We start from the raw sequence: 16207 nt of genomic DNA, 5'->3' as shown, positions 1-16207 counted from the left end.
CCGCAGGTGCCGGCCCGGCGCGGGCCCGGCGGCCGACGGCTGCTGGCCGTGCTGCTCCTGGTCGGCCTGCTCGCCAGCGTGCTGCCGTGGTGGTGGGGAACCCCCGCCGGTTCGCTGCGCAGCACCGCGGCCACCGTCACCGCGGCCGGCCGGATCACCGGCCTGATCGCCGGCTACCTGCTGCTGGTGCAGGTGCTGATGATGAGCCGGCTGCCGGTGCTGGAGCGGTGGATCGGCGGCGAGCAGATCGCCCGCTGGCACCGCGACGTCGGCGCCACCCTGCTGGTCACCGTGCTGGCCCACATGTCGCTGATCCTGGTCGGCTACGCGGACCTGCGGAACCAGTCGATCATCGCCGAGGTCGGCACGCTGCTCGGCGACTACCAGGACATGCTCTCCGCGTTCGTCGCCACCGGCATCATGATGCTCGTCGGGTTCAGCAGCATCCGGGCGATCCGGCGGGCGCTGCCCTACGAGCTGTGGCACCTGCTGCACCGGTCCAGCTACCTGATCCTGCTGCTCGGCTACGGTCACCAGTTCACCCACGGCGCGCAGCTGTACAAGCCCGGCCCGGTGCGCACCGGCTGGATCGCGCTGTACCTGCTGGTGGTCGCCGCACTGCTCTGGGGCCGGGTGATCGCGCCGCTGGTGTTCAACCTGCGCTACCGGCTGCGGGTCGCCGACGTGGTCGCCGAGAGCACCGACACCATCTCCATCTACCTCACCGGCGAGCGGCTGGGCCGGCTGGAGATGCTCGGCGGCCAGTTCTTCCGCTGGCGGTTCCTCACCCGGGGCTGCTGGTGGCAGTCACACCCGTTCTCCGTCTCCGCCGCCGCGAACGGACGGTGGCTGCGGCTCACCGTCAAGGTGGTCGGCACGCACACCGCGGACCTGCGCGACCTGGAGCCCGGCACCCGGGTCTGGGCGGTCGGGCCGTCGGGCACCTTCACCGCCGCGCACCGGCTTCGGGAGCGGGCCCTGCTGATCGCCGGGGGCAGCGGCATCACGCCGATCCGCGCGATGCTGGAGGAGCTGCCGCCGGGCGCCGCGCTGATCTACCGGGCCCGCACCCCGGCCGACGTGCTGCTCAGCCGCGAGCTGGACTGGCTGGCCCAGGAGCGGGACACCTCCGTCTGGTACGTCATCGGCTCCCGCGACGACCCCGGCCCCCGGCAACTGATCAGCCCGGACGGGTTGCGTCAGTTGGTGCCCGACGTGGCCCGGCGTGACGTCTACCTGTGCGGGCCGCCCGGTCTGGTGGAGCAGTCGGTGCGCGCGCTGCGGCGGGCCGGCGTGCCCCGACGGCAGATCCACCTGGCCACCTTCGAGCTGTAGGAAGGGCATCCCATGCGTCGCGCGTTGCTCGCGATCACCGGCCTGGCCGCCAGCACCACCGCGCTGGTGGTGCTCAAGGGCTCACCGGGCGCCACCCAGGTCGCCCAGAACCTGCCGACCGCCCAGCCGGTCAACCCCACCCCGCAGGGCGCCGACCCGAGCGCCGACCCGGCCGCGCCGGGCACCGACCCGGCGGCTGGTGCGCCGACGCCGTCGAAGAGCGCCGACGCGCCGGTGTCGCCGAAGCCCGGCAAGACCACCGCCCGCCCGTCGGGCACCAGGGCCACCACGAAGGCACCCAGCGCGCCGCGCACCACCAGGGCGGCCCCGCCGAGCAACCGCCGGGTCACCGGCAACGGCTTCGAGAACGAGTACGGGTACGTGCAGGTGCAGATCGTCGTCTCCGGCAACCGGATCGTCGAGGCCGTCGCGCTGTCGCTGCCCAGCGGGGGTGAGTCCGACATCCACAGCGGCGACGTCCGCAACCGGTACGACGGCAGCGGCGGCGAGGTGGTGCAGAAGCAGAACGCGAACCTCAACACCGTCTCCGGGGCCACCGAGACCAGCAACTCGTACAAGCAGTCGCTGCGGTCCGCGATCGAGCAGGCGTTCTGACGTGCGGGCCGGGCTGACCCGACCCGGGCTGTGCCGGGTCGAGCAGATCATGGGTACGGCGATCACCGTGGACCTCGCCGACGACCTGCCACCGGCGACCCTGCGCGAGCTGGCGGACCAGGTCTTCGCCTGGATGCACGAGGTGGACGCGCGGTTCAGCACCTACCGGCCGGACAGCGAGGTGTGCCGCTTCGACAGGGGTGAGGTGCTGCTCTCCGAGGCGTCCGCGGAGCTGCGGTTCGTGCTGGAGGCCTGCGCCGACCTGTGGGGCGCGACCGACGGGTTCTTCGACGCGTACGCCACCGGTCGGCTCGACCCGTCCGGGTTCGTGAAGGGCTGGGCGGCTCAGGTCGCCTCGGATCGCCTGCTCGCCGCCGGTGCCGGCAACCACTGCGTGAACGCCGGCGGCGATGTGCGGGTGCGGGGCCTGTCGCCGTCCGGGGAGCCGTGGCGGATCGGCATCCGGCACCCTGGGACGCGATGGCGACCTGCCTGGTGCTCTCCGGGACCGACCTGGCGGTGGCCACGTCCGGTGTCTACGAGCGGGGCCGACACGTGCTGGATCCGCGCCGGGGCGCGCCGGCCAGTGGGTTGCGCTCGGTGACAGTGGTCGGCGACGACCTCGGGGTGGCCGACGCGTACGCCACCGCCGCCCTGGCGATGGGGACCAGCGGCCTCAACTGGCTGGCCCGTCGCGACGAGCACCCCTATGCCGTGGTCACCGACAACGCCCGGCAGCACTACTCCGCGGGCCTCCCGCTGACGGACTAGCGGATCGGCCGGTGGGTGTTGGCCGGGCGGGAGCCGGTGGGGCGTGGGCGGCCGGGGCGCGAGCCGGACGGTCGGGTGCCGGCCCAGCGGTGCCGTGGGTGGCTCCGCCGGCCGCCCGGGTGCGGCGCTCCGTCGTTCCTGGACATCGTTCCCCCGTTCGTGGCGCGCGTCGCGCCGTCCTCCTGTCAACGAGGACCGGTGGCCCGGCGACGCTGTCGGGCACCGGATCGAGTCGTCGAGCGGGCCTGTCTCACCTGCCTCGTCGGGGCAGTGGCAGGTGACCGGGGAGCAGGTCCGGGGCGAGGGTCACCCCGGCGGCGCGCAGCGCCCCGATCAACGTGTTCTGCACGAGGTACGAATCCGGAAGCTGCCAGCGGGCCTGCTCCGGGGCGACCGCCCAGCGGACCGTTCCCTCGGGCAGCCGGGTGGGCGGCGCGGGGATCCACGAGCCCGGCCCGTGCCGGACCACGTGGAAGCAGTGTTCCAACTCCGGCCGGAGCGGGTCGCCCGGGCGGACCAGGAACATCCACCGCCCGGTGGGGGTGACCAGTACCGGCCCGCGTACGCCGGTGCCGGCCGGGTGGGTCTGCACCGCGTCGAGCACCTGCCGGCCGAGGTGGGCGGGCACCTCCAGCACGTCGAAGGACCGGCCGGTGGGCAGCAGCACCCCGTGTGGACGGTTGCGCCACCAGGTGGCCACCCGGGCCGGGTCGGCGCTGGCGGCCAGTTCCCAGTTCTCCAGGGCCGGGTGGCAACCCACTGTGGGACAGCCGGCCGCCCGCAGACGAAGCGGCTGCGGGCCAGACAGGCGCCCGGGGTGACCTCCCATCCGTGTGCCGCGTACCGGATGGCGACCCGGCGCAGCCGGACCCGTTCCAGTGGCGACAGTTCGGCGACGCGCGGTCCGACGTTCCCCCACATGTGTGCCACTTCCCCTCGTCGGGCCCGGCGATCGCCAGGTCGCATGTCGAGCACCGTCACTGCCGTAACCCCCGATCGTTGAGGTTGACGAACGGCTCGTGCAACTTGCACGAAAAGTACGAGGACTGGCTGTACGGCTGACGTACATCGTGTGCGACCAGCGAAAATGTGAAAGTGAAGGACGGCCGCCGCACCCGCGGGAGATCGCCCCGGCTCGATGGGTCGACGGCGGCAGGGGAGGATGGGGAGATGGACGAGCTACCCATAGGACGGCGAGTGGCCTACTGGCGGGGGCGGCGCAAGATGTCCCAGCAGGTCTTCGCGGACCGGCTGGGCAAGTCCAAGAGCTGGGTGGACAAGGTCGAGCGCGGGGTCCGCCGGCTGGACAAGTTCTCCGTCCTCTACGAGATCGCCGACATCCTCCAGGTGGACGTGCAACTCCTGATGGGCAAAGATCCGGAGCGCCGCACCGACGCGCTGAACTGCATCGACCAGGTCGAGGTGCAGGAGATCCGGGCGGCGCTGGAACGGTACGACTCGATGAGCGCGTACTTCGACGCGGCGCCGTGCCCGCCGCCACTGGACGACATGCGCAAGGCGGTCAACCACGCCTGGCTCACCTACCAGTACGGCCGCTACGGCATGCTCACCCGGGCGCTGCCCAAGCTGCTGCGCGACGCCCAGGCGGCCGACGCCGCCTACGGCGGTGCGCAGGCCGCCGAGGCGGCCCACCTGCTCGGCCAGGTCTACCAGATCGCCTCCTCGGTGCTACGCAAGCTCGGCGAGTGTGAGCTGGCCTGGTTGGCGGCCGACCGGTCGATGGCGGTGGCCCAGCGGGCCGACGACCCGCTGCTGGCCGGGATCGCCACCACCCGGGTGTGCAACGCCCTGGTCGCCATGGGTCGGGCCCGTCCCGCGCTGGAGCTGAACGTCCAGATCGCCAACCGGCTGGCACCGGGCGGGGGCAACGAGATCTCCCCGGCCCGGCTCTCCGTCTACGGGATGCTGCTGCTCCAGGGGGCGATGGCGGCGTCCCGGATCGGCGACTCGGCAAGCGTGGACGACCTGATCAACTGTGCTCAGGAGGCGGCCAACCTGCTCGGCGGCGACCACAACCACTACTGGACGTCGTTCGGCCCGACAAACGTCGAGCTGCACCGGGCCGCCGCCGCGGTCGAGCTGGGCGACGGGGGGCGAGCGGTGGAGGTGCACCAGCTGCGCATCGCGGAGCCCGCCTTCAACGCGCTGCTGCCCGAACGCCGCGCCCACCACCTGCTCGACATCGCCCGGGGGTACGCCCAGATGGGCGATGTGGCGAACGCCGGCGAGATGCTGCTGCTCGGCGACCGGCTCGCCCCGTCCGAGATCCGCTGCCGGCCGATCGCGCACGAGGTGATGTCCGACATCCTCCGTCGCACACGTGGTGCGCCGCCTTCTCCGGTAGCGGAGTTGGCTGAGCACATGGGAGTAGGGGTATGAGCGCGGAGCCGGTCTGATGGCCGGTACAGCGCACACCAGCGGGCACCGCGAGGTGCTCTATGTCATCGCCTGCGGCTCGCCGCTGGCACGGCACGTCGGCCGTCTCGTCGACCTCGCCCAACAGGGCGGTTGGGACGTCTGCGTGGTCACCACGCCGGACGGCGCCAAGTTCGTCGACAAGTCGGCCCTGATCCGGCAGACCGGTCACCCGGTGCGCACGCACTACAAGAATCCCACCGACCCGGACGTGTTGCCGCCCGCCGACGCCATGATCGTCTGCCCGGCCACCGTCAACACGGTCAACAAGTGGGCCGCCGGGATCACCGACACCCTCGCGCTCGGGCTGCTGGTCGAGGCGCAGGGCAAGGGCCTCCCCATCGTGGCGGTGCCGTTCACCAACGTCGCGATGGCCGCCCACCCGGCATTCCAGGCCGGGGTGGCCCGGCTCGCCGAATGGGGGATCACTGTGCTCTTCGGTGCCGACGTGATCGCTCTGCACCCGCCGGGAACGGGCGAGCAACACCTATACGCCTTTCCCTGGGCGATGCCGCTGGCGGCCCTGCGTTCCGTCTCCCGGAGCGCCGCCTAGCGCCCGGACGGTGCCCCCGCCGGACGCGGCCGGGCCGGCGGCACCCGCACCGGCCCGACGCGGCCGGGCCGGGTGTCACCGTCCGGTGGCCTCCGCGCCGGTAAGCTGGCCCGCCGTGAGTACAAGCCGATCCGCCCGCACCGTGAACGACGTGGTGGCCGAGCTGGAGCGCCGCTATCCGCCGGTCTGGGCGGAGGAGTGGGACCGGGTGGGTCTGGTGCTCGGCGAACCGGACGCCCCGGTTCGCCGGGTGCTCTGCGTGGTCGACGTCGTGCCCGAGACGGTCGCCGAAGCGCTGGCCGCCGAGGCGGACATGATCGTCTCGCATCACCCGTTGCTGCTGCGCGGGGTGTCGTCGGTCGCGCCGACGACCTTCAAGGGGCGGATCATCCACCAGTTGATCCGGGCCGGGGTGGCGCTCTACGCGGCACACACCAACGCCGACGTGGCCTCCCCGGGCGTCTCCGACGCCCTCGCCGCCCGCTTCGGGCTGACCGGGCTGCGCCCGTTGCAGCGGCCCGCGCCCGGCTCGCCGGCGCACGGTGACGACCGCGGTTTCGGCCGCGTCGGCGAGCTGCCCGAGCCGATGACACTGGCCGAGTTGACCCGGCACGCCGCCGCCGTGCTCCCCGTCACGTCCTGGGGAGTTCGCGCGGCGGGGGACCCCGGGCGTATGGTTCGTACCCTCGCCGTCAGCGGCGGGTCGGGGGACAGCTTCCTCGGCGCCGCGACCGCCGCCGGGGTGGACGCGTTCCTCACCGCCGACCTGCGGCACCACCCGGCCGGCGAGCATCTCGCCGCCGATGGTCCCGCCCTGCTCGACGCCGCCCACTGGGCGACCGAACGACCGTGGCTGGACGACCTGGCCGCTCTCCTGCGGGAGGCGCCGGGCGTCGAGACGCTGGTGTCCGACCTGGACACGACCCGTGGACCGTGCACGCCGCCGCACCCGTTGTGGACGACAAGGAGCCCCGACCGTGAAGGCTGACCCTCAGGTGCAGCGCCGCCTGCTCGACCTCCAGGCGATCGACACCAACCTCGCCCAGCTCGCCCACCGCAGGCGTTCGCTTGCCGAGCGGGCCGAGCTGGAGTCGTTGGCCCGGGAGCTGTCGTCGCTGGAGGACGAGCGGGTCCGCGCCCAGGTGGCGGTCGACGACCTGGACCGGGACATCGCCCGGATGGAGAAGGACGTCGAGCAGGTCCGGGCCCGCAAGGAGAAGGACGAGAACCGACTCGCCGCCGGCACCGGCCCGGCCCGGGAGCTGGAGGCCCTCCAACACGAGCTGGTCTCGCTCAACCGGCGTCAGAGCGATCTGGAGGACGCCGAGCTGGAGCTGATGGAGCAGCGGGAGACCGCGCAGGGCGTCCTGGACGGCGTGGAGCAGCGGCTGGCCGAGGCCCGGGACAAGCGGGCCGCGACCGAGCAGCGCCGCGACGAAGCGCTGGCCGAGATCGCCAAGGAGGAGGAGTTCAAGCGGGGGGCCCGCCAGCCCCTCGCCGCCGATCTCCCGAGCGACCTGGTCAACCTCTACGACAAGATTCGCGAGGACACCGGGCTGGGTGCCGCGCTGCTCACCGCGGGCCGGTGCGGCGGCTGCCGGTTGGAGCTGTCCGGCGCCGACCTGGCCCGGATCCGCAAGGCGGCCCCGGGCGACGTCGTCCGCTGCGAGGACTGCCGCCGGATCATGGTCCGCACCAACGAGTCGGGCCTGTAGGTCGTGGCGCCACGGGTGGTCTCCGTCGAGGCTGACGGCGGGTCCCGGGGCAATCCCGGTCCGGCCGGTTACGGCGCGGTGGTGCGCGACCCGGAGACCGGCGAGGTGCTCGCCGAGCGCTCCGAGTCGCTCGGCACGACGACCAACAACGTCGCCGAGTACCAGGGCCTGATCGCCGGGTTGACCGCCGCGGCCGAGCTGGGCGCCGCCGAGGTGGACGTCCGGATGGACTCCAAGCTGGTGGTCGAGCAGATGTGCGGCCGGTGGCAGATCAAGCACCCGGGCCTGCGCCCGCTCGCCGCCCAGGCCGCCGCGCTGGTGGGCCGCTTCGACGCGGTCCGGTTCAGCTGGATCCCGCGCGACCAGAACCGGCACGCCGACGCGCTCGCCAACGCCGCCATGGACGCCGCCGCGGGTCGCCCCCCGGCGACGCCGACCACCGGTCAGCCCCCGTCGACGCCCGCGACCGGCAGCGACCCGGCGACCGCCCCGGCGTCCTGGGAGCCACGGCCGAGCTTCACCGCGACCCGGTTGATCCTGGTCCGGCACGGCGAGACCGCGTACACCGAACAGCGGCGCTACTCCGGTCGCGGCGACGTGCCGCTCTCCGAGCGCGGCCGGGCCCAGGCCCGGGCCACCGCCGCCCGGGTGGCCGAGCTGGCCCCGTCCGTCGCGGCAGTGCTCAGCTCACCGTTGTCCCGGTGTACGGCCACCGCGGCGTCGATCGCCGGAGCGCTCGGTGACGTGCCGGTGCGCACCGAGGACGACCTGATCGAGTGCGACTTCGGTCAGTGGGAGGGGCGCACCTTCACCGAGGTGCGCGAGGGGTGGCCGGGGGAGATGGACGCCTGGCTCGCCTCGCCCCGGATCGCCCCGCCGGGCGGGGAGTCGTTCACCCAGGTCGCCGAACGCGCGCACCGGGTCATCTCCGGGCTGCTCACCGCGTACCCCGGTGAGACAGTGGTGGTCGTCTCGCACGTCTCGCCGATCAAGCTGGTGCTGCGCGACGCCCTGGCGGCCGGCGACGGTTTCCTGCACCGGCTCTTCCTGGACGCGGCCGGCATCTCGGTGCTCGACATGTGGCCCGACGGTGGCGTCGCGGTACGCACCGTCAACGACACCGCCCACCTCGCCGCGCTCTGAGCCGGCGCACCTGAGGTACGTGTCCGGCCGGTCGGCCGCGCCGTTCGGCGCAGCCGGCCGGCCGTTCGGCGCAGCACCCTCCGCTTGATCCACGTGACGGCGGTCACAGGGTCGTAGCCTCCGGCCGTTACATCGAGAGCCTCGACTCCCCGGAGGTGTGTCAGATGGCTGCACCGGAACCGGAGGCGCCGACCACGGCGCCGGCCAGGGCGAAGGACCACAGCCCCTGGAACTGGTTGCTCTTCATTCCCATCGTGGTGCCGTTGGTCCCGGCCTTCTTCAATGGCGACTCGCCCCGGGTCTTCGGGTTCCCGCGCTTCTACTGGCTGCAACTGGCGTTCATCCTGCTCGGCGTCGGCACCACGACGCTGGTGTACCAGATGACCAAGAAGCGGGGTGGTCGGTGATGTGGCGCGACCATTTGACCGAGATCATCGTCTTTTCCTTGCTGTTCCTCCTGGTCAGCGGGATGGGCTTCGTGGCCGCCCGTTGGCGGGCGCCGAAGGACATGGCGCACCTGGACGAGTGGGGCCTGGGCGGGCGCAGCTTCGGCGGCTGGATCACCTGGTTCCTGGTCGGCGGTGACCTCTACACCGCGTACACCTTCGTGGCGGTGCCGGCGCTGATGTTCGGCGCGGGCGCGGCCGGGTTCTTCGCAGTGCCGTACACCATCGTCATCTACCCGCTGGTCTTCCTGGTGCTGATCCGGCTCTGGTCGGTGTCGCACCGGCACGGGTTCGTCACCCCGGCCGACTTCGTCCGTAAGCGCTTCGACTCGCCGGTGCTGGCGCTGCTGATCGCGATCACCGGCATCGTCGCCACCATGCCGTACATCGCGTTGCAGTTGGTCGGCATCGAGGCGGTGCTCAAGACGATGGGCGTCACCGGTGACAACGCGCTGGCCCGACACCTGCCGATCATCATCGCGTTCGCCATCCTGGCCGCGTACACGTACCAGTCGGGGTTGCGCGCGCCCGCGCTGATCGCGTTCGTCAAGGACAGCCTGATCTACATCGTGATCCTGGTGGCGGTCATCTACCTGCCCTACAAGCTGGGCGGTTGGGGGGACATCTTCGCCGCCGCGGACGCCAAGTTCGACGCCTCACCCAACCCGAACGACGGCATCCTGCTCAACGGCAACAACCAGCTCCAGTACGTGACCCTGGCGTTCGGCTCGGCGTTGGCGCTGTTCCTCTACCCGCACAGCATCACCGGCGTGCTGGCCAGCCGGAACCGCGACGTGATCAAGCGGAACATGTCCGCGCTGCCCGCGTACAGCCTGCTGCTCGGGCTGATCGCGCTGCTCGGCTACATGGCCATTGCGGCGGGTGTGAAGCCGCTGCCCGGCGCGAAGGAGGGCACTGTCGACAGCAACACGGTCGTACCGCTGCTCTTCGACCAGCAGTTCCCGGACTGGTTCGCCGGGGTGGCGTACGCGGCGATCGGCATCGGCGCCCTGGTGCCGGCGGCGATCATGTCGATCGCGGCGGCGAACCTGTTCACCCGCAACATCTACAAGGAGTACCTGAAGCGGGACGCCTCCCCGGCCCAGGAGGCCAACGTCTCGAAGATCACCTCGCTGGTGGTGAAGGTCGGCGCGGTGGCCTGCATCGTCTTCCTCGACCCGCAGTTCTCCATCGACCTCCAGCTGATCGGCGGCGTGATCATTCTGCAGACGCTGCCGGCGGTGGCGTTGGGCCTCTACACCCGGTGGTTCCACCGGGCCGGCCTGATCGCCGGCTGGGCGGTCGGCATGGGGTTGGGCATGTGGATGCTCTACCAGGTGGCCAGCCCGACCCGGAAGCACTTCGGCGGCTCGGCCTTCCCGCTGTCGGAGTTCGGGTTCGACACCACCAAGACGATCTACGTGGGCATCGTGGCGGTGGTGGTCAACCTGGCCGTCGCGGCGCTGGTGACGCTCGCGGTGCGGGCCGCCAAGGTGGCCGAGGGGGTCGACGGCACCACGGCGGACGACTACTTCGCCGACGAGGGCGACCCCCGGGTCACCCCCGGCACCGACCGCGACGCCGACTCGGCCCGCGAACCGGTCGCCTGACCTACTGGTACGCCCGGGTGCCGACGTCGGTCGGTGCCCGGGCGCATCCCTGTCCAGGGCCGTCGTCTCGGGCGTCGTCGTCCTGGCGGTCGTTGTCGCGGGGGTCGTTGTCGCGGGGGTCGTTGTCGCGGGGCGCAGCGAGGGCTGCCGGGCCGGGCCGGGCCGGCGACCTCGGCGCGCTTGACCGCCAAGATCGTGCTCGATCGTTGTCGTAGTGGGGTGGGGCCGCGCGGGAGGCCACTACAACCAGGATCCGGCGCGATCTTGGCGGTGGATGGAGCTCTCGCGTCAGTCCGCCAGGGGCGGCGGTGCTTCTGCGGCGTGCGGCTGCGGTCGGCCCGCTGACCCGATTCCCTGCAGGGCGAAGGTCAGCAGTTGTTCGGCCTTGGCCGCCCCCATCGGCTGCGCCGCGAGTGAGATGCCGTTGGCGAGGATCATCAGGTCGGCCATGGTGATGTCGGGCCGTACCGAACCCTCGTCGGCGGCTCGGCGCAGCAGTGGTTCGCCGGCGGCGACGAGCGTCGCGCCGCAGGCGTCGGTCTCCTCGACGGGCTCGTTCAGGAGCGAATCGGCGAGGCCGCGGACGTCGAACTCGCCGGCGACATGCTCACCATGACCGAGATCGCGGCCATCCTGAGTGAGGTCACCGGCCGGGCGATCACCGCGCCCGTGCTCACCCCGCAGCAGGCCGTCGAGCGCGGCCTGTTGCCCGCCATGGTCAACGCCGTCGAGCAGATCAACGAGAACGGCAGCCCCGCCCGTCCGGAGATGACCCGTGCCCTCCGCCTGCCCACCATCGACTTCCGCACGTGGGCGCGCCGGACGTTCTCCTGACCGGCCGATCGGAGACTGTCGCCGAGCGGGCTCGGCGGGTTCACCGCCAAGATCGTGCTCGATCGTTGTGGTAGTGGTGTTGGACCGCGCGGACGGCCACCACAACGAGGATCTTGCGCGGTCTGGCGGTGGAAGGCCTGCCGCGCGGGGAGTGGTGCGGTGGCCCGAAGCCGCGCGGTCAGCGGCGGCGGTTGCGGTTCACCAGGGCCTGGTTGAGGCGGCCCAGCAGGGCGGCCAGGGTGGCCCGGTCATCGTCGCTCCAGTCGGCCAGCATGTCGCCGTAGAGCCGGGTGCGGGCGGTCTGCACGGCGGCCATCCGCTGGAGGCCGGTCGGGGTGGGGGAGATGACAGTGCCCCGGCCGTCCGTCGGGTCGGGGGCGCGGGTGATCAGGCCGTCGCGCTGGAGCGCGGACACCTGCCGGGTCACGGTCGAGCCGTCCAGGTTGAGCTGGGCGGCGAGCGCGGAGACGTTCTGCGGGCCGGCGCTGTCCAGGTGCCGCAGGATCACGTACGCGGCCCGGTCGAGCACCCGGTGCTCGGCGGTGCCGGTGGCCCGCCGGGTCGCCTCGCCGAAGCGCATCAGCAGGGCCACCTCGGTCTCGATCCGACCGAGGGTGATCTCGTGGTCATCGCTCATAGCTGTATGATACAGAATAAGTACCTGTAGGATACAGCTAATTGAGGAGTCGGAGTGGATCGGCGTTCCGAACCGAACCGCAGTGCCATCTACGCCACCACACTGGTGGCCTTCCTCGCCATCGCCGGCATCGCCGTCGTCGACCCGATCCTGCCCGCCATCGGCGAGGCGATCGGCGTCACCGCCTGGCAGGTCGAGCTGCTCTTCACCGCGTACATCGCGGTGATGGCCCTCGGCATGATCCCGGCGACGCTGGCCAGCGGCCGGTTCGGCTTCAAACCGGTGCTCATCACCGGTGTCTCGGTGGTCGGCCTCGCCGCCATCCTCGCCTCGTTCAGCGACAACATCGTGCAGCTCTCCGTGTTGCGCGGCGTCTGGGGGCTGGGCAACGCGATGTTCTTCGCCACCGCCATGGTGGTGCTGGTCAACCTGGCCGTCGACCGGGAATGGGTGGTCGGCCTCTTCGAGACCGCACTGGGCCTCGGCTTCGCCGTCGGACCGCTGATCGGCGGCCTGCTCGGCGAGGTCAGCTGGCGGCTGCCGTTCTTCGTCTGCGGCGTCTTCATGGTCCTCGCCCTCGGCGTGGCCTCCCGCAAACTCCGCGAACCCAGCACCCGGCAAGCCCCGGTACGCCTCGGCCAGATCTTCGCCACCTACCGCCGGCCGGCGTTCATCGCCCTCTGCGTGGTGACCGCCGCGTACAACTTCGTGTTCTTCGTGGTGCTCGGCTACACGCCGCTCTTCCTCAAGCTGGACATCATCCCGCTGGGGCTCGCGTTCACCGGCTGGGGTCTCGGCCTGGCCACCGGCATCCTGGTGATCGGTCACCGGCTGGCCCACCGGATCGGCGCGGTGCAGACCGTCGGCGTGGCCATCGCCGGGCTGCTGGTCTGCATGGTCCTCTTCGCCACCTCCAGCAGCACCGCCGAGTCGCTCGTGGTGCTGGTGCTCGCCGGGCTCTGCATGGGGCTGGCCAACGCCAACCTCACCGACCTGGCGCTCGGCCTCGGCTCCACCGACCGGCGGGTCGCCACCGGCGCGTTCAACCTGGTCCGTTGGGGCGCCGCCGCGCCGGCACCGATCATCTCCGGCAAGCTCGCCGAGCAGTCCCTGTCGCTGCCGTTCTGGGTCGGCTTCGGGGTGCTCGCCGTCGGGGTGGTCGTCTACCTGGCCTTCGCGCACCTGATGGCCGCCGGTTACGGCGAGCGGGTGCTCTGGTCCCGCTGGAACCGCGCCGCCGGCGACGCGGAGAACGCCGCCGAGGAGCCGGTGGGCGAGGCCTACTGACGTTGGTCGTCCCGCCCCGTCCCGCCCCGCTCCGCCCCAAGATCCGCGCGCTTTCCGGGAAACTGTTGCCTCGTCGCCCCTTTGAGGCAGCAGTTTCCTTGCTGCTGCGCCAATCATGAGCGCCGGGGCGGGTCAGCCCAGCGCGCGCCAGAGCAGGTACAGGCCGATCGTCGTACCGAAGACCACGATCACCGTCTTGAGCAGCACCGGCGGTAGCCGGCGGACCAGCCGGGCGCCCGCGTACCCCCCGACGAGGGTGGCGGGCGCGACCACCGCGACCGCCGCCCAGTTCACCGGGCCGAACAGGCCGAACACCACAAGCGTGGTCAGGCCCACCACGGCGGAGAGCAGATTCTTGATCGCGCTCACCCGCGCCAGGGTCGCGTCCAGCACCAGGGCCAGCCCGGCGACCAGCATCACCCCGAGCGCCGCACCGAAGTATCCGCCGTACACCGCACCGAGCGCGACCATCGTCTGCACCGCGACCGTGCGCTGGCGCGGCGACAGGTCCCGGGGGTGACCGACCAGCCGGCGCAGCGGATCCTGGAACGCCAGCACCGCTGTCGCACCGAGGACCAAGAATGGTACGACCAGCTCGAACGCCCGGGCCGGCGTCGCCAGCAGCAACAACGCCCCGAGAATCGTGCCGACGATGGTGGTGGGGACCAACGTGGCCAGGGCGCGAGGACGTGGCAGGTCCATCCGGCTGCCCGCCACACTCGCCACGTACCCGGGGAACACCGCGACGGAGTTGCTGACGTTCGCCGGCACCGGCGGCAGCCCGACCGCGATCATCGCCGGGAAGGTGATCAGCGAACCACCACCGGCCACCGCGTTGACAGTTCCCGCGGCGAGACCGGCGGCGAGCAGCAGCGCGGCGTGGGAGAGATCCATAGCCCCACGAGGCTAGTCGCCGCCTTCCGGTAGGGCTCCGCCGGATCGCCGTTGAGCTGCGCGACCTTGCCCAGGCGGGCGGCAATACCGGAAGCGTGTTCGTCGTTAGGGGAAGCGGGGGCCGCACTGAACGATGAGAAGATCCAGTCGCGAGTCTGCTCATCGATCCGTCTCGGTGCGGCCCCGCCCATTTTGGGAACAGCACGTCGGACCCCGGCTCGCTGACTAGCTGGCGCGAAGCTCCAGCAGGACGGCGGAGGAGCCCGGGGTGGAACCCTCGCCGATGCCGGTGGCTCCGCCAGGTTCGATGGTGGCGGAGTCGGAGACGCCACCCACCGTGTAGTTGGCGACGGTGGTGTGCGTGCTGTCGCTGAACACCAGGAATGCCTCGCTGAGCTCCAAGGTGACGTAACCGGTGGGGCCGGTGGCCCGGAAACAGAACGGGCTACGGTTGCGGCTGCGCACCTCGATGAAGTCGCCGCCGGTCACACAGTCGGTCAGCACCAGGTGACCGTCGCCCTTCTTGAGCAGGATCCCACGCTCGTTGAGGATCTGGGCTGCTCCCGGATAGGTGAAATCCTCCACGATGGAGGGTGGTTCTTCGGCGGCCGCGGCTGGCTGCCGCGCCGACGAAGGAGAATCGGCCACTATGGTGCCCGTCACGGCCGAGGCGCCGGTCAGCGCGGCAAGCGCTACGTATCGAAGGAACCGCAAGGTCCCACCCCCGTGTTCTGTCGAAGTTCGTTCGATTGCGGCCAGACGCTACAGCACCGCCGACGGGGGTGAGAACCCCTGCCGATGGGGCCATCTGTCGGATCGGAAATGGCTATAGTGACGCCGCTTTACACCACAGGGGAACGGGGATCTGAGATGGGCCTACGTGGATCAATTATGTCCAAATTGAGCAGGTTGCTGGCGTCGTCGTTGGTGATGACGGTGGTGCTCACCGGCGGCCCGGTGGTGACGGCGCAGGCGTCCGCCGATGTCCCGGTGGCCAGCCAGCGGACACAGGCGCTGGAGCTGATGAAGACCGGCGGCCCCGGCGTGGCGAAGGCGGCCGAAGAGGCGCTGACCGGCACCGACCAGGACGTGCGTGATTTCCTGGAGACCGGGTTCGCCAAGGCCGAGGCCGACGACGTCCAGGTTCGCGTCACGCAGATCCTGTCCGCCGGCGGCCCCGGTGTGAAGGCTGCGGCAGTGCGGGCGCTGGCCGGTTCGATCGAGGACCAACGGACGTTTCTCGAAACCGGCTGGCAGCGGCCCGCCGAGGAGGACCTGCAGGTGCGGGTCACCGAGGTCCTGACCGCTGGCGGTCCAGGTGTGCGGGCGGCCGCGCAGACGGCGCTGCGGGGCACCCCGGACGACATGCGCGCCTTCCTGTTCTCGGGCCAGTTCGTCGCCCAGGCGGAGGACAACGAGGTCCGGGTCGCTCAGATCCTCATGGTGGGTGGCCCCGAGGTGCGCAAGGCGGCCCAGCGGGCGTTGGGCGGCACCGCCGAGGACATCGAGTATTTCTTGCTCTACGGCTATGAGACGGCTGCGGCGCGGGACCAGGAGAGTCAGTCGATCTCGCAGTTGGTGGATCTGGCGCACGCGGCCGGTGCACGCGCTGCGGAGCAGACGGAGGTGGCCAAGAAGGCGGCTGAGCAAGCGGTGGTCGCTGCGCAGAAGGCCAAGGAAGCTGCGCAGAGAGCAGCCGCCGAGACCGAGGCGGCCAAGGACTCGTCGATTCGCGCCGCCGCCGCAGCGAGTCGGGCTGCGGACGCGGCCAAGCGTGCGGCGGCTGCGGCGCGTACCGCGATCCGTGCCGCCGCAGCGCCAACGAGGCGGCCCGGGTGGCGTCCAACGCCGCGAACCAGGCAGCGTACGCGGCGACCAGAGCCGGTCAGGCGGCCGCGCGGGCGAGTAACGCGGCCGCGGCCGCGGCCACC

Annotated in this window: 15 protein-coding genes and 3 pseudogenes; 13 read left to right on the top strand and 5 right to left on the bottom strand. The window is 71.6% G+C overall.

The window, feature by feature from the left end; genetic code table 11:
* The 3 genes and pseudogenes from JM949_RS23665 to JM949_RS23655 form a co-directional block, all read left to right on the top strand.
* The coding region (locus tag JM949_RS23665; protein ID WP_203150524.1) for a ferredoxin reductase family protein at nt 1-1335 on the top strand (1335 nt) is incomplete at its 5' end.
* Between the two features lie 12 nt (nt 1336-1347).
* Nucleotides 1348-1950, top strand: coding sequence for an FMN-binding protein (locus JM949_RS23660; protein WP_203150523.1), 603 nt, complete (start codon nt 1348-1350; stop codon nt 1948-1950).
* 49 nt (nt 1951-1999) lie between these two features.
* Nucleotides 2000-2721, top strand: a pseudogene (locus JM949_RS23655) (FAD:protein FMN transferase).
* Nucleotides 2722-2971: 250 nt separating this feature from the next.
* Here JM949_RS23655 and JM949_RS23650 read toward each other — a convergent pair.
* Nucleotides 2972-3642, bottom strand: a pseudogene (locus JM949_RS23650) (bifunctional DNA primase/polymerase).
* 249 nt (nt 3643-3891) lie between these two features.
* Here JM949_RS23650 and JM949_RS23645 point away from each other — a divergent pair.
* From JM949_RS23645 to mctP, 7 genes and pseudogenes are all read left to right on the top strand, one after another.
* A complete protein-coding gene (locus JM949_RS23645) occupies nt 3892-5121 on the top strand; it encodes a helix-turn-helix domain-containing protein (protein ID WP_203150522.1) in 1230 nt (409 codons plus the stop codon).
* Between the two features lie 16 nt (nt 5122-5137).
* Nucleotides 5138-5710: a flavoprotein gene (locus JM949_RS23640; protein WP_203150521.1), complete on the top strand. Its 573-nt coding sequence runs from the start codon at nt 5138-5140 to the stop codon at nt 5708-5710.
* Nucleotides 5711-5861: 151 nt separating this feature from the next.
* Nucleotides 5862-6691, top strand: a pseudogene (locus JM949_RS23635) (Nif3-like dinuclear metal center hexameric protein).
* Nucleotides 6688-7425 carry a zinc ribbon domain-containing protein gene (locus JM949_RS23630; RefSeq protein WP_203150520.1) on the top strand — a complete coding sequence of 246 codons (738 nt, stop codon included), beginning with the start codon at nt 6688-6690 and terminating at the stop codon, nt 7423-7425. Before JM949_RS23635 ends, JM949_RS23630 begins: the two are co-directional and overlap by 4 nt.
* A gap of 3 nt (nt 7426-7428) precedes the next feature.
* The gene (locus JM949_RS23625) at nt 7429-8568 is read left to right on the top strand and encodes a bifunctional RNase H/acid phosphatase (protein WP_203150519.1); all 1140 of its coding nucleotides are present in this window, start codon (nt 7429-7431) and stop codon (nt 8566-8568) included.
* Nucleotides 8569-8732: 164 nt separating this feature from the next.
* On the top strand, nt 8733-8975 hold the full coding sequence (locus JM949_RS23620) for a DUF3311 domain-containing protein (protein WP_203150518.1): 243 nt from the start codon (nt 8733-8735) through the stop codon (nt 8973-8975).
* Nucleotides 8975-10624, top strand: coding sequence for a monocarboxylate uptake permease MctP (mctP, locus tag JM949_RS23615; protein WP_203150517.1), 1650 nt, complete (start codon nt 8975-8977; stop codon nt 10622-10624). The genes JM949_RS23620 and mctP overlap by 1 nt, the downstream gene beginning before the upstream one ends.
* Nucleotides 10625-10912: 288 nt before the next feature.
* On the opposite strand, the gene JM949_RS39915 is transcribed toward mctP, so the two are convergent.
* Nucleotides 10913-11308: an SbtR family transcriptional regulator gene (locus JM949_RS39915; RefSeq protein ID WP_407664809.1), complete on the bottom strand. Its 396-nt coding sequence runs from the start codon at nt 11306-11308 to the stop codon at nt 10913-10915.
* On the opposite strand from JM949_RS39915, the gene JM949_RS23605 reads away from it, so the two are divergent.
* Entirely contained in the window at nt 11237-11458 is a 222-nt protein-coding gene (locus JM949_RS23605; RefSeq protein WP_203150515.1) for a hypothetical protein, read from the top strand. The two genes, JM949_RS39915 and JM949_RS23605, sit on opposite strands and share 72 nt — an antisense overlap.
* Before the next feature lie 178 nt (nt 11459-11636).
* On the opposite strand, the gene JM949_RS23600 is transcribed toward JM949_RS23605, so the two are convergent.
* A complete protein-coding gene (locus JM949_RS23600; protein ID WP_203150514.1) occupies nt 11637-12095 on the bottom strand; it encodes a MarR family winged helix-turn-helix transcriptional regulator in 459 nt (152 codons plus the stop codon).
* A gap of 54 nt (nt 12096-12149) precedes the next feature.
* Between JM949_RS23600 and JM949_RS23595 the strand changes: the two genes are divergently transcribed.
* A complete protein-coding gene (locus tag JM949_RS23595) occupies nt 12150-13382 on the top strand; it encodes an MFS transporter (protein ID WP_203150513.1) in 1233 nt (410 codons plus the stop codon).
* Between the two features lie 132 nt (nt 13383-13514).
* Here the strand turns inward: JM949_RS23595 and JM949_RS23590 are convergent, their stop codons facing one another.
* Together JM949_RS23590 and JM949_RS23585 are read right to left on the bottom strand one after the other, a co-directional pair.
* Nucleotides 13515-14276, bottom strand: coding sequence for a sulfite exporter TauE/SafE family protein (locus JM949_RS23590; RefSeq protein WP_203150512.1), 762 nt, complete (start codon nt 14274-14276; stop codon nt 13515-13517).
* Nucleotides 14277-14501: 225 nt separating this feature from the next.
* The gene (locus JM949_RS23585; RefSeq protein ID WP_203150511.1) at nt 14502-14861 is read right to left on the bottom strand and encodes a hypothetical protein; all 360 of its coding nucleotides are present in this window, start codon (nt 14859-14861) and stop codon (nt 14502-14504) included.
* Nucleotides 14862-15146: 285 nt separating this feature from the next.
* On the opposite strand from JM949_RS23585, the gene JM949_RS23580 reads away from it, so the two are divergent.
* Nucleotides 15147-16207 (top strand): ALF repeat-containing protein (locus tag JM949_RS23580; protein ID WP_203150510.1); only part of this gene is annotated, 1061 nt, incomplete at its 3' end.

The sequence above is a fragment of the Micromonospora tarensis genome, assembly GCF_016803395.1.
Taxonomy (GTDB): domain Bacteria; phylum Actinomycetota; class Actinomycetes; order Mycobacteriales; family Micromonosporaceae; genus Micromonospora; species Micromonospora tarensis.
Note: the sequence above shows the minus strand (reverse complement) of the source record. Positions and strands in the feature narration are given on the sequence as shown.